The 26,323-nt window shown below is 59.5% G+C and carries 18 protein-coding genes and 1 tRNA gene; 9 read left to right on the forward strand and 10 right to left on the reverse strand.

Translation table 11 applies throughout. The annotated features are described in order from the left end of the window. Window positions 1-416 precede the first annotated feature (416 nt). Window positions 417-2,507 (forward strand): acetate--CoA ligase family protein, encoded by a 2,091-nt coding sequence (locus VEJ16_03225; GenBank protein HYB08664.1) that lies wholly within the window; start codon window positions 417-419, stop codon window positions 2,505-2,507. Between the two features lie 128 nt (window positions 2,508-2,635). On the opposite strand, the gene VEJ16_03230 is transcribed toward VEJ16_03225, so the two are convergent. Both VEJ16_03230 and VEJ16_03235 read right to left on the reverse strand, forming a co-directional pair. Then, a complete protein-coding gene (locus VEJ16_03230; protein ID HYB08665.1) occupies window positions 2,636-3,598 on the reverse strand; it encodes an arginase family protein in 963 nt (320 codons plus the stop codon). Between the two features lie 479 nt (window positions 3,599-4,077). Next, window positions 4,078-6,150 carry an FAD-dependent oxidoreductase gene (locus tag VEJ16_03235; protein ID HYB08666.1) on the reverse strand — a complete coding sequence of 691 codons (2,073 nt, stop codon included), beginning with the start codon at window positions 6,148-6,150 and terminating at the stop codon, window positions 4,078-4,080. A gap of 1,164 nt (window positions 6,151-7,314) precedes the next feature. Between VEJ16_03235 and VEJ16_03240 the strand changes: the two genes are divergently transcribed. After that, window positions 7,315-8,580 (forward strand): hypothetical protein, encoded by a 1,266-nt coding sequence (locus VEJ16_03240; protein HYB08667.1) that lies wholly within the window; start codon window positions 7,315-7,317, stop codon window positions 8,578-8,580. A gap of 426 nt (window positions 8,581-9,006) precedes the next feature. On the opposite strand, the gene VEJ16_03245 is transcribed toward VEJ16_03240, so the two are convergent. After that, a complete protein-coding gene (locus VEJ16_03245; GenBank protein HYB08668.1) occupies window positions 9,007-9,771 on the reverse strand; it encodes an OmpA family protein in 765 nt (254 codons plus the stop codon). An 80-nt stretch (window positions 9,772-9,851) separates the two neighbouring features. Here VEJ16_03245 and VEJ16_03250 point away from each other — a divergent pair, with 80 nt between their 5' ends. Both VEJ16_03250 and VEJ16_03255 read left to right on the forward strand, forming a co-directional pair. Further along, window positions 9,852-10,712, forward strand: coding sequence for an alpha/beta hydrolase (locus VEJ16_03250; protein ID HYB08669.1), 861 nt, complete (start codon window positions 9,852-9,854; stop codon window positions 10,710-10,712). A gap of 322 nt (window positions 10,713-11,034) precedes the next feature. Further along, window positions 11,035-11,247, forward strand: coding sequence for a hypothetical protein (locus VEJ16_03255; GenBank protein HYB08670.1), 213 nt, complete (start codon window positions 11,035-11,037; stop codon window positions 11,245-11,247). A gap of 912 nt (window positions 11,248-12,159) precedes the next feature. Here the strand turns inward: VEJ16_03255 and VEJ16_03260 are convergent. Next, window positions 12,160-12,459 carry a hypothetical protein gene (locus tag VEJ16_03260; protein ID HYB08671.1) on the reverse strand — a complete coding sequence of 100 codons (300 nt, stop codon included), beginning with the start codon at window positions 12,457-12,459 and terminating at the stop codon, window positions 12,160-12,162. Between the two features lie 114 nt (window positions 12,460-12,573). Here VEJ16_03260 and VEJ16_03265 point away from each other — a divergent pair, with 114 nt between their 5' ends. Further along, window positions 12,574-12,948 carry a hypothetical protein gene (locus tag VEJ16_03265; GenBank protein HYB08672.1) on the forward strand — a complete coding sequence of 125 codons (375 nt, stop codon included), beginning with the start codon at window positions 12,574-12,576 and terminating at the stop codon, window positions 12,946-12,948. A gap of 161 nt (window positions 12,949-13,109) precedes the next feature. On the opposite strand, the gene VEJ16_03270 is transcribed toward VEJ16_03265, so the two are convergent. Next, a complete protein-coding gene (locus VEJ16_03270) occupies window positions 13,110-14,297 on the reverse strand; it encodes an ammonium transporter (GenBank protein HYB08673.1) in 1,188 nt (395 codons plus the stop codon). 778 nt (window positions 14,298-15,075) lie between these two features. Further along, window positions 15,076-15,384: a hypothetical protein gene (locus tag VEJ16_03275; protein ID HYB08674.1), complete on the reverse strand. Its 309-nt coding sequence runs from the start codon at window positions 15,382-15,384 to the stop codon at window positions 15,076-15,078. Window positions 15,385-16,230: 846 nt separating this feature from the next. Between VEJ16_03275 and VEJ16_03280 the strand changes: the two genes are divergently transcribed. The 3 genes from VEJ16_03280 to VEJ16_03290 all read left to right on the forward strand — a co-directional run bounded on the left by VEJ16_03280 (window position 16,231) and on the right by VEJ16_03290 (window position 19,858). Further along, window positions 16,231-17,445: an aromatic ring-hydroxylating dioxygenase subunit alpha gene (locus VEJ16_03280; GenBank protein HYB08675.1), complete on the forward strand. Its 1,215-nt coding sequence runs from the start codon at window positions 16,231-16,233 to the stop codon at window positions 17,443-17,445. 376 nt (window positions 17,446-17,821) lie between these two features. Beyond that, entirely contained in the window at window positions 17,822-18,538 is a 717-nt protein-coding gene (locus tag VEJ16_03285) for an SDR family NAD(P)-dependent oxidoreductase (protein HYB08676.1), read from the forward strand. A 168-nt stretch (window positions 18,539-18,706) separates the two neighbouring features. Then, the gene (locus VEJ16_03290) at window positions 18,707-19,858 is read left to right on the forward strand and encodes a Xaa-Pro peptidase family protein (GenBank protein HYB08677.1); all 1,152 of its coding nucleotides are present in this window, start codon (window positions 18,707-18,709) and stop codon (window positions 19,856-19,858) included. Between the two features lie 226 nt (window positions 19,859-20,084). On the opposite strand, the gene VEJ16_03295 is transcribed toward VEJ16_03290, so the two are convergent. Beyond that, window positions 20,085-20,174: transfer RNA gene (locus tag VEJ16_03295), tRNA-Ser, on the reverse strand. A gap of 300 nt (window positions 20,175-20,474) precedes the next feature. Between VEJ16_03295 and VEJ16_03300 the strand changes: the two genes are divergently transcribed. Continuing rightward, window positions 20,475-20,795, forward strand: a complete 321-nt coding sequence (locus VEJ16_03300) for a hypothetical protein (protein HYB08678.1) — start codon at window positions 20,475-20,477, stop codon at window positions 20,793-20,795. Between the two features lie 35 nt (window positions 20,796-20,830). Here VEJ16_03300 and lepA read toward each other — a convergent pair whose 3' ends face one another. The 3 genes from lepA to pheS all read right to left on the reverse strand — a co-directional run bounded on the left by lepA (window position 20,831) and on the right by pheS (window position 26,235). Next, the gene (gene lepA, locus VEJ16_03305) at window positions 20,831-22,633 is read right to left on the reverse strand and encodes a translation elongation factor 4 (GenBank protein HYB08679.1); all 1,803 of its coding nucleotides are present in this window, start codon (window positions 22,631-22,633) and stop codon (window positions 20,831-20,833) included. Window positions 22,634-22,759: 126 nt separating this feature from the next. Next, entirely contained in the window at window positions 22,760-25,162 is a 2,403-nt protein-coding gene (gene pheT, locus VEJ16_03310) for a phenylalanine--tRNA ligase subunit beta (protein HYB08680.1), read from the reverse strand. Then, window positions 25,159-26,235 carry a phenylalanine--tRNA ligase subunit alpha gene (gene pheS, locus VEJ16_03315; protein HYB08681.1) on the reverse strand — a complete coding sequence of 359 codons (1,077 nt, stop codon included), beginning with the start codon at window positions 26,233-26,235 and terminating at the stop codon, window positions 25,159-25,161. The genes pheT and pheS overlap by 4 nt, the downstream gene beginning before the upstream one ends. Window positions 26,236-26,323: the final 88 nt, after the last annotated feature.

The raw sequence follows: 26,323 nt of genomic DNA on the forward strand, positions 1-26,323 counted from the left end.
ATGACATCCCCCGTTGTCCCCTGCCCCCCCGAAACCGGACGGTAAACTGCGGGAAGCTCTCGATCAGAACAGCGCCATAACAAGAAGTTCAATTTCGTCGTGGGGCGTTAGGCACACAATGCGATCTATTCTGTTGCGAACGATCTCCTCTTCCGCATCGGTGAACGGCGTATGTCGTCCGGGCATGTCGCAGAGGAAGGGTCGACCTGGGATAAGCGCTGGCAAACGAACCGCTCGAAACATTGCCGTTGAGGCACCCAAGCGCGCGAGTGGAAAAAAGGCGTGAACAATGCATTTACTGGTAAAATTGGCTACGTCACGGGCACCGGACTGCGCGCCGTCCAAAAATCCACTTAGGACTTTACCTCGGAAGTGCTGACATCGGGGCCCGAAAAATAACGACAAGGGAGGAACCGTTGGCGGCAGTCGAACACACCTTGCGCCCGCTCTTCGAGCCGAGTTCGATCGTTCTCCTCGGCGCCTCGACCGACGCAACGAAACTCGGAAGTCGCTCGCTCCATAACCTGAAGGAACGATTTCGCGGCCGGTATTACGCTGTCCATCCGCGAGCCAACGAAATCGGCGGCGTGCGAACGTATCCGAATGTCTCGGCACTGCCCGAAGCGCCGGAGCTTGCGATCATCGCGGTCCCAGCCGCTGGTGTTACGGAGGCGGTAGAGGCTTGCGCCGGCAGGGGTGTGCGCGCGGCCGTGCTTTACAGTTCGGGCTTCGCGGAACTTGGCGGGGCTGGAGCGGCGATGCAGGAGCGCCTTGCCCTAATCGCCCGACATTCCGGCATGCGCCTTCTCGGTCCCAATTGCATGGGGTATCTCAACGTTCACGCCGGCACATACGCGAGCTTCTCGACGGAGACGACGCACGGCGGCCTTGCTCCTGGTGGCGTCGGAATCGTCAGCCAAAGTGGCGCGATCGGGACGCTGAGCCTCGCCCTTGTCCGCGAGCGCGGCCTTGGTATCAGTTATTGGATTACAACCGGGAATCAATGCGACGTGGATTTCTCCGAGTGCCTCGCTTTTCTCGCCGAGGACGACCGTACCAAGGTTATCGTTGCCGGATTGGAAGGCTGCCGCGACGGGGAGATGTTCCGTGCCGCCCTGCAGACAGCCCACGCGCGCCGCAAGCCCGTTCTCATGCTGAAGATCGGCCGCACTGGGGTGGGCGCGGAAGCCATTGTGTCCCACACAGGGGCACTCGCGGGGAACGACGCCGTCTACGACACAGTTTTCAAAGCCTATGGCGTTTTTCGGGGCGACAGTTTCGCCAGAGTTCTCGACGTGGCGCAAGTGTGTGTGGCAGGGCGCTATCCCAGCAACCGCCGCCTGGGCATCGTCACGATCTCAGGCGGGGTCGGCGTGATGATGGCAGACGAGGCAATTGCGCGCGGGCTCGACGTCGCGCGCCTACCAGCCACGGGGCGGAACCGACTAAAGGAGTTTTTGCCACTTGCGGGGGTCCGTAATCCAGTCGACGCCACAACGGTGCTGTTGACCGATCCACCGCTCATTCGCCGCTTTCTCGACGAAATACTGAGTTCAGGCGGCTATGGTGCGGTAGCGGTATTCCTCGCGACGTTGGGCCTAAACCGCCACGGCGTCGAGCGCGCGCTGGCCGCTCTCGTGGGTCTCGAGGAAGTCGCGCGCGGGCGGCCGATCGTGTTCGTGATGGCATACACCGCCGAGACAAAGGCCATGGTCGAGAAGGCGGGATATCCCGTGTTCGATGAACCAATACGGGCAGTCGGTGGTATTGCTGCACTCCACCATCTCGCCGAAAGCTGGCGCAAATCCGTGCCGAAATCATCGCGGAAAACCTTTGCGCCATCCTTACCGGCAGCAGTCCTGACTGAGCATCAGGCCCTCGCCGCCCTCGGGAAAGCGGGAATTCCGGTTGTGCCGTCGCGATTGGCAGTCTCGCGGGCGGAGGCGGAGCGCGCCGCAGCGTCTTTCGGCTTTCCCGTGGTACTCAAGATCAGTTCGCCAGATATCGCTCACAAATCCGAAGTCGAGGGTGTCGTTCTCAATCTCGGAAGCCGGCGCGCAGTTGGGAAGGCCTTCGGCGAGATTATCGCGCGAGTCAGGCGGCGCGCACCGCATGCCCGCCTCCATGGCGTGCTCGTTGCGCCGATGGTGTCAGGCGGGGTTGAGACTATTATCGGCGTAAAGCGCGATCCAGTTTTCGGCCCTTTTGTTATGTTCGGCCTTGGCGGCGTCTTCGTCGAGCAGCTCAAGGATATAACGCTCCGGCTGGCTCCGATCGGCATCGCCGAGGCCAGGCGGATGATCCGCGAGGTAAGGGGGTTTCCAATCCTCACTGGCGCGCGCGGCCGCATGCCGTTTGACATGCAGGCCCTCGCAGGTGCGATCGTCGCTCTTTCGAGGTTGGCCTACGCGAACGCCAGGACGATCGAGAGCATCGACATCAACCCCTTCATGGTATTGCCAAAAGGTGCTAAGGCGCTTGACGCGCTCATTGTGCCGCGCCGGTAGGCTTTGTCTGAAGGGCGCCATAATCAGAACTTCGTTGCCTCGAAACTGGGCCGCAGAAGCCTACCTCGTGCGCGTGCCTGGTCGCGGAACTCGTCATCGCGGAGCGGAACGGGGTTTGCCGGAGATGGTCAGCGCAACCGGTCCGCCACGAGGCTAATGATCTCGAACATGATGGTCGACGCGACGTGCGCCGTCTGCTTGTTGGGAGAATCTTTCGTCGGCATCAGACACATCACGTCGCCGCCGATCAGGTCGAACCCCCTCACGCAGCGTAGCAGACGCAGGACCTCGTCCATGCGGAAGCCCTCCACGCCGACCTCCAGATTCGCGACGGCGGGAGCGACGGTCGCATCGAGGCAGTCCAAATCAAAGGTGATGTAAAGTGGGGTGTCCTTGCCGATGCGGTCGCGGATTATGCGTATCGTTTCCTCGGGTCCGATCTCGCGGTAACGCTCCATCGTGATCATCTCGTAGCCGAGTTCCACGCTGGGCTTGCGCCAATCTAGCGTGCGCGGGTTGCCGCGCATGCCTATCTGCACGCTGCGCGTCGCATCGATGTAACCGTCGCGGACGAGATAAGCCGCCCAATGAGCGGCCGACTTGACCGCACCCAGGAAGTGCGGGATCTGCTCATAGGCGTCGGTGTGCGCATCGAAGTGCAGGAACGCGGCTTTGCGCCCTCCGGTTAGCCTCGCACCTTGACCCGCGATTGCCTGCATGATGCCGCCAGTCACTGAGTGATCGCCACCTACAGACACGGGTCTGGCGCCGGCCGCATCGATGCGGCGGTAAAATTGAGTGATGCGCTCTATGCACGCTTCATTGTCGTTGGCTTCGGGTACGGGCACGTCACCGAGATCGCGGATACGGCACGCCTTCCAGGGATCGAGTTCGAGCGCCATGTTCACCCGGCGCGCCATCGCGGAGACGTCACGCACCGCGCGGGGCCCCAGGTGCTGGTCGCGCTCAGTCGTGCCATTGCCGGTGGAATGCGGGACCCCAACGAGGGCGACATCGCAGCCGCGCGGATCGCGCTCGATCGGACAGCGGAAGAAAGTGGGAATATCCCACCAATAGAGCCCCTCGAGCATCATTTGGTCACTGGGGGAAAGCTCCATTCCGGTCATGGCATTGCTCCTCTTGGGTTTGTGCGCAAATCGACCTGAAATTACCAAGCGGCGATCTTAACTGCACCAGCGCCAGATTTGACCTCGCCAATCCGAATTCTAGGACAGCCACCCCTATAGGAAAGCGCGCCGCAAGCTTTGGGGACTCGGAGCGGGGCAAGGATCACTTCTACAGGCTTAGATGCCTCTCTTCGGCACCGCAAGCATGCGCCAACTCAGCCTTGCCGGCAAAAGAGAAGACCCCTAACCGTTAGGGAGACAGGGCTAGGCAGGTTACCAAGTCCTGGAGGGGCCGCTGTTTTGCACGCCCGCGACCGGCCTGTGAACCAGAAGAGTAGATCACACCATTCCGTTTGATTGCATTTGACAGGCCACAAATGTTCACAAATTCGGGGCCGCTCAGAAATAGTTCATTCATCATGGTGACGTCCTTCCGATAGCCATTAGAAATCGGAGGCGAGCTCCATGATTTCGCGATTGAAGGGGACCTCGTCTCTTTGTGATTCTGATTCCCCCAGGGTGCGAGCGAATCGGTGACCCGACCAAACAGCCTGAGCAATGGTGCTGGGACCATAACAGTCACCAATTCGGACGATTCTGCGGACCCCGCGATCCTCGAACTCAGGCTGCCGCGCGAGCAGGTCATAGTAGAGCGTGTCGGAAGGCACGAGCGTCGTCACGAGCACGACGGACGCTGCCTCGATATGCCGCCTCGATCTCGTGTAGGTGTGTGATAGCGTGACATCGTTGGCGCCGATCTCATCGACTGAATGTAGCGGCAGGATCTCGATGCCAAGCTCATGTAGCCGTGTTTGTATCCGGCCCTGCTCGAGAGTGAACTCAGTCCAAGCCGAAGCAACGGGCATGCTGGTAACGAGCGTTACTTCGAGACCTCTTAGTCGGATTGCCTCGGCGAGCACGCCACCCATGTAGTAGTGATCGGTATCGTAAATCACTACCGGGCCTCTGATATCCGCCCCGGACATGATGTCATCTGGCGTGTAAACGCTGCTTCGATCACATCCGGGTAGCGGCTCAAAGTGTCCGCGCCCAATGCCGTCTTTTCGCCAAGTGGCACCGGTCGCGATCGCCACCAATGAAAAACCCATCTCGAGGACTTGGTCGGCGTCGAGCGGACTTTCACGAAATACATCAACGTTTCCCATTTGTGAAATCTGGTAAGCTCGATAATCGCGTACACGACCCCAGCTGGACAGCCCCGGCAAGCGAGACTCACGCGCAACGCGCCCGCCGAGCTCTGGTCGTGCTTCTGCCAAAACAACCTCGTAGCCGCGTTTGCCCAGCGTCATGGCCGCCTCGAGTCCCGCGGGACCGGCGCCGATTACAAGAACGCGGTCCTCAGTCTCTCTTGGCGGAATTTTCTCGGGATGCCAGCCGCGCCGCCACTCTTCTCCGACGGTCGGGTTCTGAGTGCAACGCATCGGCACGTTGTTGTTTGAATAAGCAACGCAAATATTGCAGCCAATGCATTCCCGAATATCCTCGATGCGACCTTGTCGGATTTTTTCCGGCAGAAAGGGGTCGGCGATCGAGGGCCGCGCCGCGCCAATCATGTCAAACGTGCCGCTTTTAAGGAGGGAAACCATCCTATCAGGCGAGGTATAGCGCCCTACACCGACGACCGGCTTAGTCGTCATCCCCTTGACAAACGCGACGTATGGTTCCTGGAAACCCTCCTCCGCGAAGCGCGCCGTGATAGAGTCGTTGTTCCAATCGCTGCAGTTGACGTCCCAAAGATCAGGAAGTTCAGCCAGCAGCGATACAATCTCTCGCCCCTCCTCGGCGTGCACGATGCCCTTCTCTCCCATTAGTTCGTCGACCGCAAGCCGTAGGATCACTGCACAACTGTCACCGACCGCGTCTTTGGTATCAACGATCAACTCACGCAGAAGTCTCGTGCGGTTCATTAACGAGCCACCGTACTCGTCGGTGCGTCGATTGTGCCGCCGCCCCAAGAAATGCATCGCAATTGAAATATTGTGTCCTGCATAGACGATGACGCAGTCGTAACCAGTCTTCTTTGCACGAAGGGCAGCGTTGCGATGCCATCGACGAAGATCTCTTATGTCCTCCTTGTCCATAGCTCGCGCGTAACCCGGATAATAGGTCGCAGGCGCCTGCCCCGAGGGTGACATGGTCGACTCGCGACTGAGGAGATTCCGCCCATAGTAACCCATGTGCACAAGCTCGATTGCAGCAAGCGAATCATGCGCGTGAACCTCCTCCACCATGCGCGCCAAATAGGGAATGTCCCGGTCATCCCAAAGCCGGATCTCGCGAACGGTGTCACTCGTCCAGTGGATGTCGCATTGCTCCGTGCAGACGATAGCCCAACCACCCTCGGCTTTCGTCCCGCGCATTCTCGCCATGGAACTAGGAAAGCTGCGCCCCATGCCATTGCAATGCGGCGCCTGATAAAATCGATTGCGCGCGATCTTTGGCCCAACTTTCAGTGGCTCAAATAGAATTGCGTAAGGATTTTCGGCATTTCCCATGTCTTAACCCCATTCGCGCAACTTTGATGATTTGACCGTCCGACCCTGCATCTAACCGCTCGGTCAGAATCGCCGACTTACACTTCCCAGCACTCCACTGATCATGATCACACTCGATCCTGACGTCGCAGTCACGGATGATCCAGGCGCCTCAACGCCCTCTCTTCCTCCTCCGGTCGCCAACAGCCAAGCGTAGGAGGTCTAGCCCGCAAGGATAGACGCCGGCAAGCTTGCTAATCGTTCTTGGATAGCAAGCCTAGCGCCAAGACTCGGGAGGAGCGTTCCAGCTACCTTGCCCTGCCACCGTCCGGTGCCACGGTGACAAGCGACTAGGTTGCCAAGAAGTTTGGAAGCACACTTCTGAGCGCAGTTCGTTACCCCCCAGTTGCCTCGACACAACTCGGGCCGTCACTGAGCCCGATTTCGACCTGGTGCCGCGCCTCCGCTCGCGGCAAATCCTTGTTCTTCGCGTCGCGACGGAACAGCGATGTCGTGAGTGCCTGCGCTGATTCGGTCTCGATCGGCCGCGCTTAGTCGCTGGGAAAAGCAGATTGAGATATTTGTACACCAATAAACGGTGGAGTCCTCATGCGAAACTTATTCCTATGGATGTGAAGGCGGACACACCTTTTGGTAGGACGCGTCAGTATAGTTTCAATCATAGCAATAACCTGAGATGACAGGAGCAGAGCGGCGATCGTCCAAGCAAGCGAAGCCTCGAGGGAGGTTTGAGCTATGGATACGGATCATGCGTACGAATGGTCATTCGCTGTCGTGCTGATCATCGTGTACGCCCATAGCCGCTTTACGACGCCGGCGACGGCACGCTGTTCGACGACAAGGGCACAGTTTTACTTCGCGGAAATTTCCTATGTTGTTTGCAGCCTGCTTTTGCTGGTGTTGTTGTCCGGCGTCATCGTGACTTCGCCTCCGGTAATCAATTCGATCGAAGCGGATGGCCTCGATCAGATAGCGAAGGAACTTGAGAAACTTCCGGCACCCCTTGTTGCCGCCCTCGTAATGACCACCCTCCTTCCTTATTTCCCCGTCGTGTCAGATATCGACAAGTTCCTGCTAAATTTCTTTCGCGAGATCGGAAATATTCCGGTCGAAGTCCGTCGACTTGCCGCATTCCTGCGCACTACCACTCTCGACAGCACGGCGATGGCAGCGACGGTGCGCGAAAGTCCCAATTATCTAAAGGCGCGCGTCGATTCGCCGGATGACTTGCAAGCATTTCTAGAGGGAAATGAGCCCGGCCAACCCGAATATGCTTTCAACCGGGTTCTTTACATCGCCTTGCGCTTAAAGCACTGGGAAGAAGACGAAAAACTCGGCCGCGCATGCGTCCTGTTTCGCGAGAAATTCGACCAGATCTTCAAACGGCTCGACGAACTCATTGGATTGGCGAACCACTTTATCTCTATCCTTCGAAGTCCGACAGGCAAGAGAGGGTTAACCGCACGGTCCCACAAAGAGCTGCGCCGAATCATTCTCGCCAATTGCGAAGAGCTCAACTACGAAATTTGTGACTTCCTTGCGCAAGGTATCCTGCAGTGCGCTCGCACTCGGCGGGAGCGCTTGCGCATGATCCGTGAGATGGGCTTTACGACGATCGAACGGATTCGTGCCGAAATTAGCCCGACCAAGATAATTTCTCTGGTGGCTATCGTTTTTTTGATCCTCTTTTTTGGAATCTCTATCATCGGAGCACTACTTGGACATACGAGCAATGGACTGGGGCTGCGTCTCTTTATGTCCCTGATGGTTTCGATGAACTATGGCGCAGCAATATACTTTGCGATCACGCCCAAGAGGCTTTGGGACTTTGCCAATATCCATAAGGTCGGCATGCGGCCGGTGATCGGTTATATCGTGTCGGGACTCCTGGCGGTTGCCGCGGCGGTGGTTATCAGCTTCATATTCAGGGCGGTCCTATTCTTGAGTTTCGAGGGGTCCTTATACAGTTTTCTGTTCTCATTTCCGTGGCTCGGGATGTCATTCGTGACTGCGGTGACAATCGCGTTCTTGGTCGACGACTTTGCAATTTATCCGGAGCGAGCACCCAAAGGACTGCGATATTGGGAGAGCTTGGCGGCGGGTGTCATGCTGGCAAGTGCTGCATGGTACGTCTCTTTGGCCTTGGTTCAGGCGAGAGAATGGATCAACTCGCTAGCCTTGGCGAATGTGGAACTGGCCTGGAGAGCCATGGATTGGCGCAACCAGATTTGGCCACACCATGCGCCGCAATCAGGGCCGCCCTCGTGGGTAATGCTCTGCTCGATCGCCTTCACGATCGGCATTGTCCTCGGGTTTGAAATCCCCCATTGGCACCGCAACCATAGTCGCGTGGCGGACAGCGCTGAGCCGTCGAAATCCGCCCCTACTGGTAACTTCATCCGGAACGGCTTGAGGCAAGGGATGGGGTAAATTGATGTGCGACGATCGAAGGTCAGAAGAGCTTGGTGTAGCTCGTAGGTTCTCTGGCCGCCTTGAAGGGGCAATTCGCAGGCTTTAGCCGCGATTGTGCGCGGACTTTGGCTGGGATCGAAGAGCACGGGAATTCATTCGGGGCGGAATAAGTGATCCGTATCTACATGCCCGAATGCAACCGTCATGGGGCACGTCTTGCAGAGTAGATGACCGCAGGGCGGCTGAGGGGGGATGCACCCCGTGGATCCTCGCCCACGTGCGCAGCCCGGCATACTTCCAATTTCCGCAGCCAGGACTCTACGGCTGGTGAGACAGAGCTGCCGCGGTTTCCGATATTCACCTAATCCCGGACTCTCGCTCATATTGCCGGTCGACCTGCGGCGCCCCACTACCACGCGACACATTGGGCGCGTCCGCGCGGGTCTATTGAATCTCGATGTGCACGTTCCTGTTCTCTTGCTTACTGACCTGATCCGCAGTCTTCACGCGCAGGTCGGTCTTACCCTTGCTGATCATCGTGATGCTTGCGACCGGTATCCCCTGGCGAGAGAGATAGTCCCTTGCCGACCGGACACGATCCTCGGAGAGCTTTTGGTCGCGCGCTGGAGAACCGGTAGTATCGGTGTGACCGGTCAGCACCACCTTCCGACCGTCGGATTGCTTAGCGGCGTTCGCAACTGAGTCGAGGATGCGAGCCGCATCGGCTCGAATGTCGAACTTGCCGACGTCAAAGTAAATCCAAAACTCATGGGACCCTGGCTCGGTCGTTGACAGTGCCGCCAAATATTTTTGCAGCTCTTCAATCGGCTTTGGTCCGACCAACGCGTAATACGCGCCACCATTGCCCTCCTCAGTGAAAAATATCAGGTAGTAAACGTTCGTCCCACAACGCGTGAGCGTCCAAATCTCCCGCCACTTGCGCTCTGTAATCTTCCCACTGACGTGCGATGTCGGCGAGCCCACGGGAGCAGCCTTCACGAAATGCTTATCCTGGCACTCGGGACTAGCCACGTCATCGTGCTCGAGGACGGTCGCCTGCGTCTTGCTTTGCAAAAATTGTGAAGCAAGTGAGCCAATGTCGTATCCATCGGCTTTCGTGCTCTCTGCCGCCATTGCCAAGAGACCCGCAACTAAAATTGCGTCCCGAAAACGCCAACGCATTGCCATGATGACACCTTCCTTCGGCATCGCCAATTCATGGTAAGATACCATTTCAATCGTGCAACGCCTTTGGGGGATTCGTGGCTAGCGTTTGAAAGCGCGAGGCGATGACGAACGGGAAAGCACGCGTGGCGGCGGTTGCGATCGCGCAGGGGCACAGCGGGACCTACGCAGCGACGAGGTCCACGGCGAAGCTCTTCATGACAGAGGCAGGCACGGGCAAGTACGTGATGTTTCTGCACGGCTGGACTTGCGATTCCCACGATTGGAGCTGGCAGTTATCGTTGTTCGAGAGCAAGTACCGTGTCGTGACCCTCGACCTGCGGGGGCACGGCAGGTCCCAGGTCATGCCGTCAGGCGCCTATAAGCCGGCGGATTACGATGCCGACATCGAGGCGCTGATCTCGACCGAGTACCCCGGTCAGAAATTCATCATCGTGGGGCATTCGATGGGTGGGCAGATTGCCGCCCGTCTCGCCGCCAAACGGCCGGACCTGGTCTGTGCCGTCGTGTCCGTCGACGGCACGCTCGGCTATTCCGACGACGCAGCGCAACTCTACGGGAAGACGGTCCATGATCTGAACAGCGGCGATCCCGGCGTGGTGGCCTCGGCTCTGTTCCAGCTCGGCTACGACCCTGCGACCGATCCGGCATTTAAGCGCTGGCATGCGAGACGCGTCCAGGGGATGCCGGTGGACGTCGTACGCGAGTCCTTCGGCCCGCTTTTCTTCGGAGCTGACCAGGTAGGCGTCGGAGAGGCGAGCGCGAAGTTTTGCAGAAGCTTGACAGTGCCCTTCTATCACCTTTGCCGCGATCCGGCCAAGGCCGACCGCATGCGGCCGTGGTTCTCGCACCCGAAGTCGAAAGTCGACCTATGGTCCCACGCAGGTCACTGGATCATGCAGGACCGCAAGGACGACGTGAACGCCGCGATGACCACCTGGATTGACGCGCTTGAGGGGCTATAGCGTCGAAAGCCCTTCAGGAGGCGCCTAATTTGAGCGCAGCCGCTACGAAAGCAGCGGGCGACAAAATCACGGTCGACAGCATGCAGAAACACGGCTTTGCATCGCCATAATAACCATGCGTTCGTTGCGACTTGCCGCCGCAAAGCAAAAGCCTCGCTGAAGCGGGGCCAGAAAGCCGAACTGAGGGGTTCCAGATTGATGACGAACTGCATGTCAATGTGACATTGGCAAAACAGCTCCGGATCGACCTGGTCCAAGCGCCCATGTCGGGCAAATGCCCGGTTCAGCACTTCGCCATAGCCGAATACGCCAAGGAGGCCGAATGCTCGAACGAACCGCCGGTGTTTTGATATTAGCGGTCCTCTGCGCCTGCGGGCCTGATCTCAGCCAATACAAATCAGTCGATAATGCCGGTGTGCCTGTGGAGCAAGGCTACCAGCAGTGCGACGACCTTGCCCAACTTGCGACAAGCAGCATTACCGTATTGAACCGCGACAGCATGGTTCATTCCTGCATGCAGATGCGCGGTTACTAGGCGACCAGCGCACTCGATATTCCGGGGCTCGCAAAAGAAAAACCCCGCTGACCGTGACTGGAGGACGAAGCGGGGTTATGCCGGAAGTTCAAGTGCCGACGCTGCAATCATCAGCGGGCGGCGATTGTGGTAGATGATCGTGGACTTGGACTTCCTGAACGGAATTAAATACGGGGAACGGCAAGGGAGTGCTTTGGAGACCGCGCGTTATCGACGAGTCAAACGCTTTCTTGAAAACCTCGCCTTCGAAGTAAAGGGCGAAATCTGGGGATGTGACCCCATCGCCCTGCGTGGCGGCCGATCAATTCGGGCGATCGGGCGAAACCGCTATCTTGCCACCGCACTCGTCAGAGGTTCATGATCTTGAGGGTGTCCGTATTGCGCAAGGTGGTCTTTGATCTCGGTACCCCATATCGCATTTATCGTCGCATTGTTTCTCAGCGCGTGCGGTACAGCGCCGCCGCTGAAATTCCCCACCCCATACTCGTCAAATGGCGTCAGAGTTACGGTTGATGGAATATGGCGGAGCGATACCGGCACTGTGCTGGGCATTACTGGCCTAGCTATCAATGAGTCCCGCAGGGACCTCCATATATGCGTAATAAACTTCGATGTTTTGGACGCTGCCGGCGTGAAAGTATCTAGTGCATTTGCCTCAACCACAGACCTGAACGCTGGACAAAGCTGGCGATTTCAAGCCGTGTTCGCCAATCCATATAGCGTGTCCTTTAAGTCAGTGATGCCCGGAGAGCTTATGGCAATGTAAGAACGTGGAGGCAACCATCGCATGGTCAATATTTGTCGCACCGTTGAACACTGGTTACAATTCGCGTCGATGCTTCTTCGCGTAACGCCCTGAGGCAAAAGCGCTAGGATCTGTTAAACGCCGCCTCGGCGGGGCTTTTCTTTGTGCTATCCGTTTGAGCGTCTTTTGGCTGCATCGTCCATGATGCCGCGGCATTCTTCTTCCGACAGGCGACTGAGCGCGCGGGCAAGGACGTCGAAGCGGTTCGGTTTAGTCAACTTAGCTAAAGCTCCCGCCGCGAGCCTGCGTAGCGGGTCGACGCGCCCATCCACAACGCCGATCCATTGGGCTGGCCCAAATATCGCGTTGCGCCGCTCAAATTCGAGCATGAGGACAACGCCGGATTCCATTTCGCCCTCATCCTGGAAATGCACATCGATCAATGTGTCCGTGTCGCGGACTCTCATTGCCGTCTCCATTTTCGGCGACTCTTTCGGTGGCTTCCCATAGAGTCCGTGTCGGGAAGGCGGCAGTCGAACCTACTTCGCGGGGATCGGTCTCATCAGAGGGGACAGCGAACTATGACTAATATCGCACGACGCTTCATCATCATTGCCGTAATTTACGCAATAATCGGCATGGCGCACGGGATCGAAATGGGAATTTCTGGCGACCATAGTGAATTTACAATGCACGCGCACATAAATCTGGTGGGCTGGGCATCACTCGCACTTTACGGCTTGACCTATCGCGCCTTCCCGGCAATGGCGGTAGGCTGGCTGGCGGTTGCGCATTTCTGGCTGGCAAATTTAGGGGCCCTGTTGATGGCAATCGGGCTCTACTTACTGTTCACAAATCAGATCGAAGTAGTTCTAATCGTCGGCTCGCTACTCACCTTCTTCGCAGCCGTAGTTTTTTTGGTCAATTTCGTGACCCGCTCCGAGAAGCCGGCGTGATGGGACCTGCCTCGGAGAGGCTGAAACTACGACAATTGCGGCGACCTTACTTCAGGCGCACCGGACAATCGACTTAAACCCCCGCATCTGCCCTGCACAAAAAGGAAAGGCCCCGCTGCCAGTGGGAGTCCGCGCGGGCTTTCTAGGGCGGGCAAGCGAACTTAGGGCGTTCCCAGATAGGCCGTCTCCCCATGAAGTGCGACGTCGAGACCTGCCTCCTCGTCAGATTGCCCCACTTTGACGAGCGTGACTTTGTCTATCAACCACAGCATGGCATAGGTGAAGGCGAATGCCCAAACCGACGACAATAAGGCAGCCAGCACCTGCTTGCCGAAGAAAGCGCCATTGCCAAATACCAAGCCATCGGTGCCAGCTGGATTGAATGCGGTGGAGGCGAATACGCCCAGGAGCACGATTCCAAGCGCACCGCCCACCCCGTGAACGCCCCAAACATCGAGGGCATCGTCCCACTTCAGCCGGTTCTTCAGCGCAACGGCGAAGTAGCAGACCACACCTGACGAAATGCCAATTATGACGGCCGTGAGGGGTGACACGTAACCCGCCGCCGGCGTGACGGTGGCCAATCCTGCGACAGCGCCTGTCAGCAGTCCGACGAAAGTTGGGCGCTTTTCCTGCCACCAACCGACGATCATCCAAGTGACGGCAGCGAAAGAAGCCGCCAAGTCGGTATTGAGAAAGGCGACGGTGGTAACCGAATCAACTCGGAACTCACTGCCCGCGTTGAAGCCATACCACCCGAACCAAAGAAGGCCCGTGCCCAAAGCCACTAGCGGCACACTATGCGGCCCTGAGTCGAGGACGCGCCGGCGGCCGACATAAAGGACCGAAGCGAGAGCGGCCATTCCAGCGGTGTTGTGGACGACGATGCCCCCCGCAAAGTCCAGAACCCCCCAGCTCTGCAATAATCCGCCGCCCCAGAGCATGTGTACGAATGGGAAATATACGAAGAGCAGCCACAGCGTGAGGAAGGCCATGTATGCCTTGAACGAGACGCGATTGGCGAATGCCCCGGTGATCAGCGCCGGCGTGATGATGGCAAACATCATCTGGTAGGCGATATGAACAAATAGAGGAATACCCGGCGTGGGTGACGGCGTGGCCAGAGTCACGCCATGAAGAAAGGCCATGTCCAGGTTGCCAATGATTCCACCCTCACCTCCCGAAAAGCACAGCGAATAACCAACGACGTACCAGATCACCGTCGTCCATCCCATGGAAACAAAGGACTGCATCATGATCGCCAGCACATTGCGCCGGCTGACGAGCCCGCCATAGAAGAACGCCAGGCCTGGAGTCATCAGCATGACCAAGCTGCTGCACAGAATCATGAATCCGGTATTGCCGGTGTCGAGATTTGCCAAGATTTCCTCCCAAGGTAACGGCGCCTGACGAGCGCTCTATGCCATCGGGAAGCCGGCTCCAGGAAACGTAAGAGGTCTTGCGGACGCCGGAGTCTCCGGGGATCCCGCATGGCAAAGTTATGGTAGGAGGCTCCGCAGAGCCGAGTCAATCGCCCGCGTTCATCCCAGCCGAGTGCTGTTTTTGGTGGGGTGGGCCGAGTACTCAATTTTTGGCGCCTTTCGCGGATCGCTTCGTTAGCCAACAAATTGTTGCCAAGTCTCGGGCGCGACTAGCGCATTTTCTGCACGCGCTGTCGGCACACTCTGCAATTCCCTGAATCTCGGATTTCAAGCCAGCGGACCGCTGTAAGCGTCGTTGATCGCAAAAGCCTAGTGCTTTACCTCGCCCCGCTTTGGCGGGACTTTTTCTTCGCCGCATTTCTGCCCTAATCCTACGGGCAGTATTGCATATGTGAGATGGTCAACCGGACGTGTTCTGGTTTCCCTGAGGCGTCTGGTCTCACGCACTGGCCCCGCCCTTCCCCAAAGCGGCGGGGCTTTTCTTTTGCAAGTCTTTTGCAAGGATGTCTTGATAGGCGTGCACGGGAGTAGCCAGCACTAGGTACTACCCTTAGATGATTCCCCGATGTGCCAGAGTGGGCGCATATTCGCGGTGCCCGCAAAGGGCAACTTCCATGGATATGTGCTGCCTAGCCCCGTCGCCTCCCAAACCGGCGGGGCTTTTCTCTGGCCGCAGTGACGCGCATCAAAATAAATCGGCGTCAGGTAAATCCAGGACAAGGGCCGCGCGGACGAAATCGTGTGCTCGTTCGACCGCTGCTTGTCGAATCTCCTCAGGCGGGAAGCCAGTGTGCGCCACCTTTCCGCCGAAGGGCACGCGCACAACGAACTGCACCTCTTCGTCGGACCCCGCCATCACCGGCTCGGACGAGGCCGTGGAAGTCGACCTAGCCGCAGATTCCTTCGAGGCGGCCCTCCTAACCTTGAAGTTGACGAGAACCGCACCCTCCGTTTGTCTTTTCCAATGCCAATCGAACGTCGTCAATATGGCCATTCAAGCCTCCGTCTTTGTGGGGTTGACGGACTCGAACTGCCGAGCTGCTACTCCGGTGATCGTGCACACCACGCTGCGACCGCTATAAGCGAGTGCCCAATTCACCACCTCTGCGGGGCTTTTTCTTCCTGGTTAGTTATATGACAGCGCCGATCGCCGGCAATAACATACGCTTGCGCCGCAGTCGCAAGAGCTGTGAGGCGTACCCCCAATTTGGAGCCCCGCTTTTCGTCGTATGGTCAGCGGGGCTGTCTTTCGGAGTTTAGTTCACCAGATTCCCGCAGGTTCACTCAATGACGGGCATCACACTGACGTAAACGCAGCTTAAGCGCGTGTCCGCGTGAGCACGTATTGCGGACACATTAGGTTCAGCATACGCTTTTTGCTAGCGTTCCTTCACCGGGCCCTTGTACGGCTCATCCCGGCCCGGCTTTTCCTGCCCCGCCCGCCCGCGGGGCTTTTTTCTTCAGTCACTAAATTATCTGTTCTTAAAAATCTTCTTATGGTGCGGCAGCGGTTCGGAGAAACCGTTACAGTGGCGGACGCGGCAGAACCCCGGCGCTTTCTATGGATTCTGTGCAAGTCGTGCGGCCGTTCCTCGAGGCTCGATCCGCGTCATGTTCTGAGCCTGCTTCGCACCGATGTGTCACTGAGCGAGACAGGCCAGAAGTTCAAACGCCGGCGCTGCAAACATCGAAGCGCCGCTGTTGTCGTAGATGATCGGGAGCTGCCCGTCTACGATATCACGGGTCTTTGCCGCATGATGATGGCCCCCGTCGCCTGAGGGAGCCAGGCCCAAGGCCCGCCAGCTTTGATTTTTGAAAAGACGTTCCACGGAGATGCGCTATGAGACCTCTGACCGATTTTATACGGGCTGAAGACATAACCGCTCTAGAGCGCCCGCTCGGCCAAGCCACGGGATTGCCGGGGCGCGTCTTTTCGGCTGAGTTCTTCGAGCTGGAGCAGCACTGCTTTTTCCCGCGCGTCTGGTGCCCCGCCGCCTTCGTCTCCGACATTCCCGATCCCGGCGACGCGTTGCCCGTGGAGATCGCCGGCTGGCCGATCCTGCTGCTGCGCGGTGCGGACGGAGAGATCCGCGGCTTCCTTAACATTTGTCGACACCGAGCGATGCGCGTCGTCACGCAGCCCTGCAAGGGAAGCGCGAACTTCACCTGCCCTTGGCATGCTTGGACCTATGATCTCACGGGCCGGCTTATCGCCACGCCAAAACTCGGCGGCGAACGCATCAACCAGGATGCGAGCTTCCCGACCGACGGTCTCGCACTGATGCCGGTACGCGTCGGCCAATGGCTCGACCTGATCTTCGTCAACATCGACGGGAAGGCACCACCGCTCGACCAGCATCTTCGGCCCCTCGAGGACTTGCTCCGACCCTATTACGACCTCACGGGCCTGCGACGCGCCGAGGCATGGTCGACGGAATATCCCGGAAACTGGAAGGTCGCGGTCGAGACGACGCTCGACGAGTATCATATCCCCTTCCTGCATCCGCAGCTGATGGCGGGCGTCCGCCGCAACAACAACGCCAACGGCCATGCTGACGGCTGCTACATGATGACCTCGAACGCGCGGATCTACGACAACACGCGCAAAGCCGGGACCGCGATGGGCTATGGGCAAGGCTTCCCGAGGATCCTTAAGGAACGCGCGCCCGAGCCACGCAGCCATTTCATCGTGCTCTTCCCGACGGGTGCACTGCAGACTCGGCCGAACCACGCACTCCTCGGTCTCTTCATGCCCGAGGGGCCGGACCGCACCCGGATTACCTTTGTCCACTACTACGCCGGCACGACCGCGACCGATCCCGCCTTTGCGCCGGCACGCCAGGAGATGGTCCAGAGCTGGAAGGAAGTCTTCGAGCAGGATGTGCCGATCGCAAGGGACGTTTATCGCAATCACAAGCTTCGCGATCACGTCGGTCTCGCCACGCGGATGACTCCCGCCTGGGAAGAGGGGGTCGCATCCTTCTATCGGAGCCTCTTGGCGGTGATGGGAGGAACGAGCAGCTCGGCCGACGACGCATCAAACGATAGCTCCTGACCCGGCCGGTTGATCTCGGCGACGCGTACGTAGCCGTAGGGCTGAGCCCTCTCCTGGCGTTACCGGAAGCCGCTGCTCAGCCCCGTTGACCCGCCCGCGTCGCGGCGGTCTCGTTAACCAGCCTTGCTCTGGAGCGACGCCAAAATTCACGGTTTTTCCGGCGCGATGCGCTGGATTGGAAGAAAGCCACGAGCCCGGTCATCTTCGTCCAGCGCCACAAGGAGGTTCTAGACCACATCGTCCATGGCCAAACCTGTTTCGTTCGGCCCGTGTGGCATAGCGCCCGGTGCAACTGTATTGTGCGCCCTGTGCGCATAGCGCGGAGCAAGCGGATCAAATATATCTATTGCTGACCTCGACAAGTTATAGGCGGTCAATGCACCCAGCCACTTCACGGGAATCCGCCAAGACTATCCTGATCGTTGGAGCGTCGCGCGGCCTCGGCCACGCCTTAGCCACCGAGTTCCTGAGTAGAGGGTGGAACGTCATAGGTACGGTTAGGACTGGGGCCCGAACCAAGTTTCACGATCTCGCGGAGGAGCACGAAGGCCGCGTCGGGATTGAGACACTCGACATCAACCAGGCCGATCAGGTCACATCCTTGCGTAGCCGTCTGGCCGGCAGAGTGCTCGACATGCTGTTCGTGAACGCTGGAACCACCACGCATGATGAGCACGTCCATATTGGCGACGTGACCACGGAAGAGTTCATCCGCGTGATGGTGACGAACGCGCTGAGCCCCATGCGCGTCATTGAAGCGCTCCAGGATCTCGTGCCTGCGGAAGGACTGATCGGAGCGATGTCGTCCGGCCAGGGCAGCATCACCAACAACGAGAAGGGGATGCGGGAGGTCTATCGCGGCAGCAAAGCGGCGCTGAACATGTTCATGCGGAGCTTTGCAGCCCGACAAGCCGGAGGGCCGCGCGCTATGGTGCTGATGGCTCCGGGCTGGATTCGCACCGACTTGGGAGGCCCGGACGCGCCTTTCGGCTTAGAGGAGACCGTGCCCGGCCTGGTAGACGTGCTGATCTCCAAGCTTGGGACGCCCGGTCTGCAGTATCTTGATCGCTTCGGTAAGACTGTCCCTTGGTGATCTGCTGCAAGCGCTTGCGCTGATACCGGTCCTGTATCGCCGTCGGCATGGGGAATGGTGCGTCGACAGCGTTGCGATTATTGCAAAGGGCTCAGGCCATTTTTGAGTGCGAAGTACTCCGCACGCACCGTTCCAATGAACACTACCTACCAGTAGGGAGATCGAGTCATGGCGGCATTCACACCGAACGAATATCGGGATCGCGTGAAGAAAGTCTGCGCCGCGATGCAGGCCCAGGGAATCGATACCCTAGTGGTCCTAAATGAAGGGCATTTGTGTTATCTCACCGGCTATGAGGGCTTCTCCGACTATGTCCCGCAGGCGGCGATTTTGCGCGCCGGCGATGCGGATCCGGTTCTCATGTTACGAGAAATGGACCTCCATTGCGCCTATCCCACGGTCTATCTCGATGAGAGACGCATTGAGTGCTATTCCGAAAGCTATATCGGCACCGCCGCGCGATCCCCGTGGGAAGTGATCGGCAAGCGCATCGTCGAAATCGCTCAGAGTGGGCGGATCGGCATCGAGGCAGGTGCCAAGGGATTTTCCCATCGCGACTATGAGCGCCTGATCCAGGCGATCGGCGGCCGAAAGGTTGAAGACGGCACATCCGTCGTGCCGAGCGTGACGATCAAAAAGTCGCCGAACGAGATCAATTACATGCAGACGGCGGCTCGGATTGTCGATCGGGCGCTGACTGCTGGCGCCAACAAAATTGCCGTTGGGGTGCGAGAGTGCGACGTCGCGGCGACGGTCATGCATCACCTGGCAGAGGGTATCGCCGAAACTGGCGGAGGCCCTGGAGTCCCTGTCACGATGCCGGTGACACCCTGGTCGCAAGCTCCGCACATTAAGTGGACCGATCGTCGATATGAAAAGCAGCGTCAGACCAATTTCGAGATCGGCGGCTTCGTTCATCGTTATTGCTGCCCACTGTCGCGGACCGTCTATCTCGGTACTCCTCCTGCCAGATACAAGCACGTACACGAGACAGTGCTGGCCGGGTTTACCGCCGGCCTTGCGGCGGTCAAGCCGGGAGCGCAGGCGGGGGACATACATCGCGCCTTCATGAAGGCATTCAAACCGGGTGGCGTCCGCAAGGAATCGCGTATCGGCTATTCGATCGGCATCAACTGGGCCGACGGCTGCTTCAGTGTTCAAAACGACGACAAGACCATCTTGGAACCGGATTTCACGTTCCATCTCATCATCGGGATTTGGGAACGGGAAGACTCGTATATCCTGAGCGAAGCCGTTCGTGTGACGCCAAACGGCGGCGAGACCTTCACCAAGGTCCCGCGCGATATGATCATACGTTAGGTTCGCGCATAAGCGCGCCGCCGACGAGGCTGTCGGCGCCCCATTATATGAGGAGCTGCGGCATAGACTAGCCACCCCCGAAAACGGCAACGGAGACGCACGCCGCATTGGAGCCCAAATTCGGTTTCCGCGCGATCGCCTCTAATTGGGTTTGCCGCGAGGAATGGCCGGATTCGCGCGCTCTCGCTCGGTTGCCTTGCTATTCTTCCCCGTAAGGTAGACTGACTGGCGGAGGGAGTGGGATTCGAACCCACGTTAGGGTTTCCCCTAAACACGCTTTCCAAGCGTGCGCCTTAAGCCACTCGGCCATCCCTCCAGAAAGGGCCGGCACAATAGCAGGCGGCCCAAACCTCGCCAAGAATCGTGCACTGGGGCGTTCGGTGCCCGCGCTCGTCCCGCCGACCACGCTTGCGCCGGGCACGCTGCCCGGGTTCCCCATCCGGCCCGTGGAGGGGGTTATTTTCGAGCCGGCGGTCACCCGAACCTCGGTACATGAATCGAGCCCATTTTTCCCCGGGCAGGATTTCCGGTTGCCAGCTCGACCGGCAATGGTCAAATTACGCGCCGAATATAATGTAAAAAGGTGCCGCTCGACGCTCCAAACCGGGAAGCTCATATGCTGTTCGGACGCATCCTTGGGTGGTTGCTGATCCTTTGCGCGTTTCTTGTCGTAGCCATGGAGGCTTACGCCTGGCTCGACCAAGGAACCTATCACATCATGGCGACGGGAGAACTCTGGTACAGGGAGAGCCCGAATTCGCTCAATCTCGTCCAGGCCGTGGTGCAGCGCTACATCGCGGCGTTCCTCTGGGATTACGGTATCCGCCCGGTCCTTTTGATGCCCGCGTGGCTGGTGCTCGGGGTGCTCGGCATTCTTTTCCTCCTCATCTTCCGTAGCCGCACGCGACGCCGGCGTCATCACAGCAGTTTCGGGTAAGCTGTAGCGAATTTCGGATTCGCCACACTGGCGCCTCAGTCGTCGCTCATCTTGAGGGCGGCAAGAAAGGCCGATTGCGGAATTTCGACCTTGCCGAACTGGCGCATCCGTTTTTTTCCTTCCTTTTGCTTCTCGAGAAGCTTGCGCTTGCGCGTGATGTCGCCGCCATAGCATTTGGCCGTTACGTCCTTGCGCAATGCCGAGACGGTTTCGCGCGCGATGATGCGGCCGCCGATCGCCGCCTGGATCGCGATCTTGAAGAGCTGGCGCGGAATGAGATCCTTGAGCCGCGCGCAAAGTTGCCGTCCGCGCTGCTCGGCGCGGCTTCGGTGCACGATGATCGAGAGCGCGTCGACAGGCTCGGCGTTAACCAGGATCGTAAGCTTCACGAGGTCGCCCTCGCGATAGCCTTCGATATGATAATCGAAGCTTGCATAGCCCCGGCTGATCGACTTCAGCCGATCGTAGAAGTCATAAACAACTTCGTTGAGCGGCAGGCGATAGACAAGCATGGCGCGGTTTCCGGCATAGGTAAGATCGGCCTGCTCGCCCCGCCGTTCGGTGCAGAGTGCCAGGATGGCGCCCAGATACTCGTCCGGCACCATGATCGTGCCGCGGATCCACGGCTCTTCGACATGCTCGATCTTGACGGGATCGGGCATATCGGCGGGATTGTGGAGCTCCTGGATTTCGCCGTTCGTCAAATGAAGGCGGTAGACAACACTCGGCGCCGTTGCGATCAAGTCGAGGTCGAACTCGCGATGAAGCCGCTCCTCGATGATCTCCATGTGGAGAAGCCCGAGGAAACCGCAGCGGAATCCGAATCCCAGGGCCGCCGACGTTTCGGGCTCGTAATGAAAGCTCGCGTCGTTGAGGCGGAGTTTGGCGAGGCTATCGCGAAGCTGTTCGAACTCATTGGTGTCGATCGGGAATAGGCCACAGAAGACGACGGGAACGCTCGGCTTGAAGCCCGGCAGCGGCTCGGCCGCAGGGCGGCGCTCCTCGGTCAGCGTGTCGCCGATCCGGCAGTCGGCCACGGCCTTGATGCCGGCCATGATGAATCCGATCTCCCCCGGCGCCAACTCATCCGCATCGATAAGTTTTGGCGTGAATACGCCCACGCGGTCGACCTCGTGCGTGGCGCCGGTCGCCATCATGCGCAGCTTCTGGCCCTTCCTGATTGCACCGTCCTTCACACGCACGAGGATGACGACGCCGAGATAGGGGTCGTACCAGCTATCGACAAGAAGTGCTTTCACGGGGGCGTTGCGTTCGCCTTCGGGCGGGGGCAGGCGCTCGACCAAGGCTTCCAACACGTCGTCGATGCCCTGCCCGGTCTTGGCCGAAACGGATATCGCGTGGGAGGCGTCGAGGCCGATCACCTCTTCGATCTGCCGCCGCACGCGCTCGGGCTCCGCCGCCGGCAAGTCGATCTTGTTGAGCACCGGCACAATCTCGTGATTGGCCTCGACCGCCAGATAGGCGTTGGCGAGTGTCTGCGCCTCGACCCCTTGGCTTGCATCGACGACGAGAAGCGATCCCTCGCAGGCGGCAAGCGAGCGGCTCACCTCATAGGTGAAATCGACGTGACCCGGCGTGTCCATGAGGTTCAACGCATAGATCTCGCCATTCCTCGCCTTGTATGAGAGGCGCACAGTCTGCGCCTTGATGGTGATGCCGCGCTCGCGCTCGATATCCATATTGTCGAGGAGTTGGTCGTGAAAATCCCGCTCGGACACGCCGCCACAGCGCTGGATCAACCGGTCGGCAAGGGTGGATTTGCCGTGATCGATATGCGCGATGATCGCGAAGTTACGGATGTGGGCGAGATCGGTCATGTTTCCGTGCGGCCGCAGCCGGCGCTATTTAGCACCCGGCAGCGCCAAGGCAAAGCGCTTTGCCGGAACGAGCGCCACGCACGACCGCATCTCGAATGGCCGCCGAACGAAGATATTCGACATTTCTCACGTGCGCAGACTGCCGCCGGTGGCCTTGACGACGGCTGTTACGATCTTCCTGCCGATTTCATCGATTTCCTCGTCCGTCAAGGTGCGTTCGACCGGCTGAAGCCTGATGCCGATCGCAAGCGACTTCTTGCCCTCCGGCACGCCCGGGCCAGCATAGACGTCGAAAACGGCGACTTCGGCGATGAGGGTCTTGTCGACTCCCTTGGCGGCGCGCACAACCGCTTGCGCCTCGACTTCGCGATCGAGGATGAATGCAAAATCGCGCTCGACCGGCTGAAACGGCGACGCCCTGAGGAGCGGCCGGATTTTACCGGCCTTGGCGCGGGGTTGCGGTACGCGATCGAGAAAGACCTCGAAAGCGACCATCGGGCCTTTCACGTCCATGTGCCGCAGGACTTTGGGATGGAGGGTCCCGAACCAGGCGAGCACGTTGGCCCCGAGGCGAATCGCACCCGACTGCCCCGGGTGATACCAGCCGGGCGCTTCCGAGGTGACTTGCACCTCGGCTGGTCCACCCGCTTCCGCGATTGCTGCGAGCGCGTCGGCCTTCGCGTCGAAGGTATCGGCGTCCCGGTGCGGCACGGCCCAATGACGCGGCACCACCTTGCCAGCGCGCACGCCCGCGGCGACCATCGCCTGGCCGGACGGCGTGTCATCGGCGTATTGCGGGCCGACCTCGAATAGAGCGAGATCGCCATGGCCGCGGTCCGCGTTTCGCCCCGCCGCTGCGATCAGGTTCGGCAAAACCGACGGGCGCATGACATCGAGATCGCTTGAAATCGGATTGGCGAGTGCGAGTGCCGGATTACCGCCGCCGAAGAGCGCCGCGTGACGCGAGTCGGTGAACGAGAATGTCACCGCTTCCATCAAGCCGCGAGCAGCGAGTCCTCGTTTCACAGCACGCACGCGCCGTTGGAAAGGCGTCAACGAAAGCTGGGGTAACGGTGTATCGAGCGGCATCGGCACGACGGGGATGCTGTCGTAGCCGCGCACGCGAAGGATGTCCTCGATGAGATCCGCCTCGGCTCCCACGTCGCCGCGCCAAGAGGGCGGCGACACCTTGAGTCCGTCCGTACCTTCGGCAGTTTCGTAGCCGAGGGCATCGAGGATGCGTTTCTGTTCGGCAAGCGTCATTTCAACGCCACCGAGCGTTTCGACCCGATTCGGGCGCAGTGGAATTATCCGCCGCCAGCTCGGAAGCTCCCCGGCACTGACGACCTCGCTCGCCTCACCGCCGCAGAATTCGAGAACGAGCCGGGCCGCAACCTCGGCACCCCAGAGTGCGGATGTCGGATCGAGACCGCGCTCGAAGCGATAGCGCGCGTCGCTTTCTATTTGGAGCTTGCGACCGGTCCGCGCCGTGCGCACCGGGTCGAACAGCGCTACCTCGAGGAAGACGTTCTTCGTCGCCTCGGTACACCCGCTCGCTTCACCGCCCATGATCCCGCCAAGACCATGGACCTCGTTACGGTCGACGATGACCGTCATTTCGCCGTCGAGGACATAGTGCTTTCCATTGAGGGCTTGGATGCTTTCGCCGGTCCGCGCCAAGCGCATCGTCAAATCGCCCGACACTTTGTCCGCGTCCCACACGTGAAGCGGACGACTGAGGTCGACAGTCACGTAGTTGGTGATGTCGACGAGTGCGGAGATGGGCCTGAGACCGATAGCGCGCAAGCGGTCCTGGAGCCAGCGCGGGCTCGGTCCGTTCGTCACGTTCCGAAAATAGCGCCCGACCACGAACGGGCACGCACTTGCCGCGTCCCCGGGGAGCGCCCGCAACCATTTGACCGGGCTCGCGAACTGGCCTTTCATGGGTGCGGTGCGGGGATCGGGCTTCAGTCTGCCGAAACCGGCGGCGGCGAGATCGCGCGCGATGCCGCGCACGCCGAGCGCGTCCGCCCGGTTGGGCGTCACGGCTATGTCGATCACCGGATCGTCGAAACCCATGTACCTCGCGAAGAACTCGCCGACCGGCGCCTCCTCCGGAAGATCGATGATCCCCTCATGTTCGTCGGAGATGCCCATTTCCCGCTCGGAGCAGAGCATGCCGTTCGACTCGACACCCCGGATGACACCTTTCTGAAGGTCGAGGCCGGTGCCGGGGATGTGAACGCCTGCGGGCGCAAAGACGCCCTTCATGCCCGTCCGCGCGTTGGATGCGCCGCACACGACCTGGACTTTCCCATGCCCCGTATCGACGATACAGACACGCAACCGATCGGCGTTTGGGTGCTGCTTCGCTTCGACGACATAGGCGATCGTGAACGGCCGAAGCGCTTCGGCGCGGTCGACGACCTCCTCGACCTCGAGCCCGAGCATGGTGAGTGCGTCAGCAAGCTCACCAACGCTTTTCTCGGTCTCGAGATGATCCTTGAGCCAGCCGAGCGTGAACTTCATCGGCTGAGCCCTCCAACAAGCGAAGGCACATCGAGGGCGGCGAATCCATAGTGGCGCAGCCAGCGCAAATCGGCGTCGAAGAAGGTGCGTAAGTCGGGAATGCCGTATTTGAGCATGGCAATTCGCTCGATCCCCATGCCGAAGGCGAAGCCCTGGTAGACGGCAGAATCGATGCCACACATTTCGAGGACCTTCGGATGCACCATGCCGCAGCCGAGGATTTCGAGCCAGTCGTCCCCCGCCCCGATCTTGAGTTCACCCCCTGTGCGGCTGCACCCGATATCCACTTCGGCGGAGGGTTCGGTGAAGGGAAAATGACTCGGACGGAACCGCACTGGCACATCCGGCACCTCGAAGAAGGCACGGCAGAATTCGATGAGACAGCCCTTGAGGTGCCCCATGTGCGACGTGCGATCGACGACGAGGCCTTCGACCTGATGAAACATCGGCGTGTGCGTCATGTCGCTGTCGCAGCGATAGGTGCGTCCGGGTGCAATGATGCGAATGGGCGGTTTCACGCTCTGCATGGTGCGAACCTGAACGGGCGAGGTGTGTGTGCGTAACACCATGCGGGTGCCGTCCGGACGATCCTTGAGGTAGAAGGTATCCATCATCTGCCGTGCGGGATGTTCGGAAGGAATGTTAAGTGCCGTGAAATTATGAAAGTCGTCCTCGATGTCCGGCCCTTCCGCAACCGCGAAACCCATCTCGCCGAAGATCGCGGAAAGCTCGTCGATCGTCTGGCTGATCGGATGGACGCGCCCCTGATTCTCCGGGCGCGGCGGGAGTGTTACGTCCGTGCGCTCGCGCCTGAGCTTTGCATCGAGCTCTGCGTCGGCTAGTGCTGCCTTCCGCGCCTCAAGCGCCGACGCGACCGTGTCCTTGATGAGGTTCAGCCTGCGGCCCGCCTCCTTGCGCGACTGTTCATCGAGGCGGCCCAGGCCCTTCATGAGTTCGGTGATGCGTCCCTTGCGACCAAGGGCCGCGACCCGCACGTCCTCAAGGGCCGCGAGATCGCCAGCGGCTCCGATGTCGCGCATCAAATCGCTCTCGAGGGATTCCAAATCGTCCATGCTCATCTCATCCGGCTCTCATGCCACGCGGAGGGGTTGGGCGAGGGTGCTACACCAAAACAAAAGGGGCCTTGTCGCTCAAGGCCCC

The organism is Alphaproteobacteria bacterium, assembly GCA_035625915.1.
Classification (GTDB): Bacteria; Pseudomonadota; Alphaproteobacteria; order JACZXZ01; family JACZXZ01; genus DATDHA01.

What these genes read in the sequence shown, in the direction of transcription:
- VEJ16_03230 (HYB08665.1), bottom strand. Translation starts at nt 3,598, where the DNA reads ATGCTCGAGGGGCTCTATTGGTGGGATATTCCCACTTTCTTCCGCTGT.
- lepA (HYB08679.1), bottom strand. Translation starts at nt 22,633, where the DNA reads ATGACCGATCTCGCCCACATCCGTAACTTCGCGATCATCGCGCATATC.
- VEJ16_03250 (HYB08669.1), top strand. Translation starts at nt 9,852, where the DNA reads ATGACGAACGGGAAAGCACGCGTGGCGGCGGTTGCGATCGCGCAGGGG.
- VEJ16_03280 (HYB08675.1), top strand. Translation starts at nt 16,231, where the DNA reads ATGAGACCTCTGACCGATTTTATACGGGCTGAAGACATAACCGCTCTA.
- VEJ16_03240 (HYB08667.1), top strand. Translation starts at nt 7,315, where the DNA reads ATGGCAGCGACGGTGCGCGAAAGTCCCAATTATCTAAAGGCGCGCGTC.
- VEJ16_03255 (HYB08670.1), top strand. Translation starts at nt 11,035, where the DNA reads ATGCTCGAACGAACCGCCGGTGTTTTGATATTAGCGGTCCTCTGCGCC.
- pheS (HYB08681.1), bottom strand. Translation starts at nt 26,235, where the DNA reads ATGGACGATTTGGAATCCCTCGAGAGCGATTTGATGCGCGACATCGGA.
- VEJ16_03275 (HYB08674.1), bottom strand. Translation starts at nt 15,384, where the DNA reads ATGGCCATATTGACGACGTTCGATTGGCATTGGAAAAGACAAACGGAG.
- VEJ16_03300 (HYB08678.1), top strand. Translation starts at nt 20,475, where the DNA reads ATGCTGTTCGGACGCATCCTTGGGTGGTTGCTGATCCTTTGCGCGTTT.
- VEJ16_03235 (HYB08666.1), bottom strand. Translation starts at nt 6,150, where the DNA reads ATGGGAAATGCCGAAAATCCTTACGCAATTCTATTTGAGCCACTGAAA.
- VEJ16_03245 (HYB08668.1), bottom strand. Translation starts at nt 9,771, where the DNA reads ATGCCGAAGGAAGGTGTCATCATGGCAATGCGTTGGCGTTTTCGGGAC.
- VEJ16_03290 (HYB08677.1), top strand. Translation starts at nt 18,707, where the DNA reads ATGGCGGCATTCACACCGAACGAATATCGGGATCGCGTGAAGAAAGTC.
- VEJ16_03270 (HYB08673.1), bottom strand. Translation starts at nt 14,297, where the DNA reads ATGATTCTGTGCAGCAGCTTGGTCATGCTGATGACTCCAGGCCTGGCG.
- VEJ16_03285 (HYB08676.1), top strand. Translation starts at nt 17,822, where the DNA reads ATGCACCCAGCCACTTCACGGGAATCCGCCAAGACTATCCTGATCGTT.
- VEJ16_03265 (HYB08672.1), top strand. Translation starts at nt 12,574, where the DNA reads ATGACTAATATCGCACGACGCTTCATCATCATTGCCGTAATTTACGCA.
- pheT (HYB08680.1), bottom strand. Translation starts at nt 25,162, where the DNA reads ATGAAGTTCACGCTCGGCTGGCTCAAGGATCATCTCGAGACCGAGAAA.
- VEJ16_03260 (HYB08671.1), bottom strand. Translation starts at nt 12,459, where the DNA reads ATGAGAGTCCGCGACACGGACACATTGATCGATGTGCATTTCCAGGAT.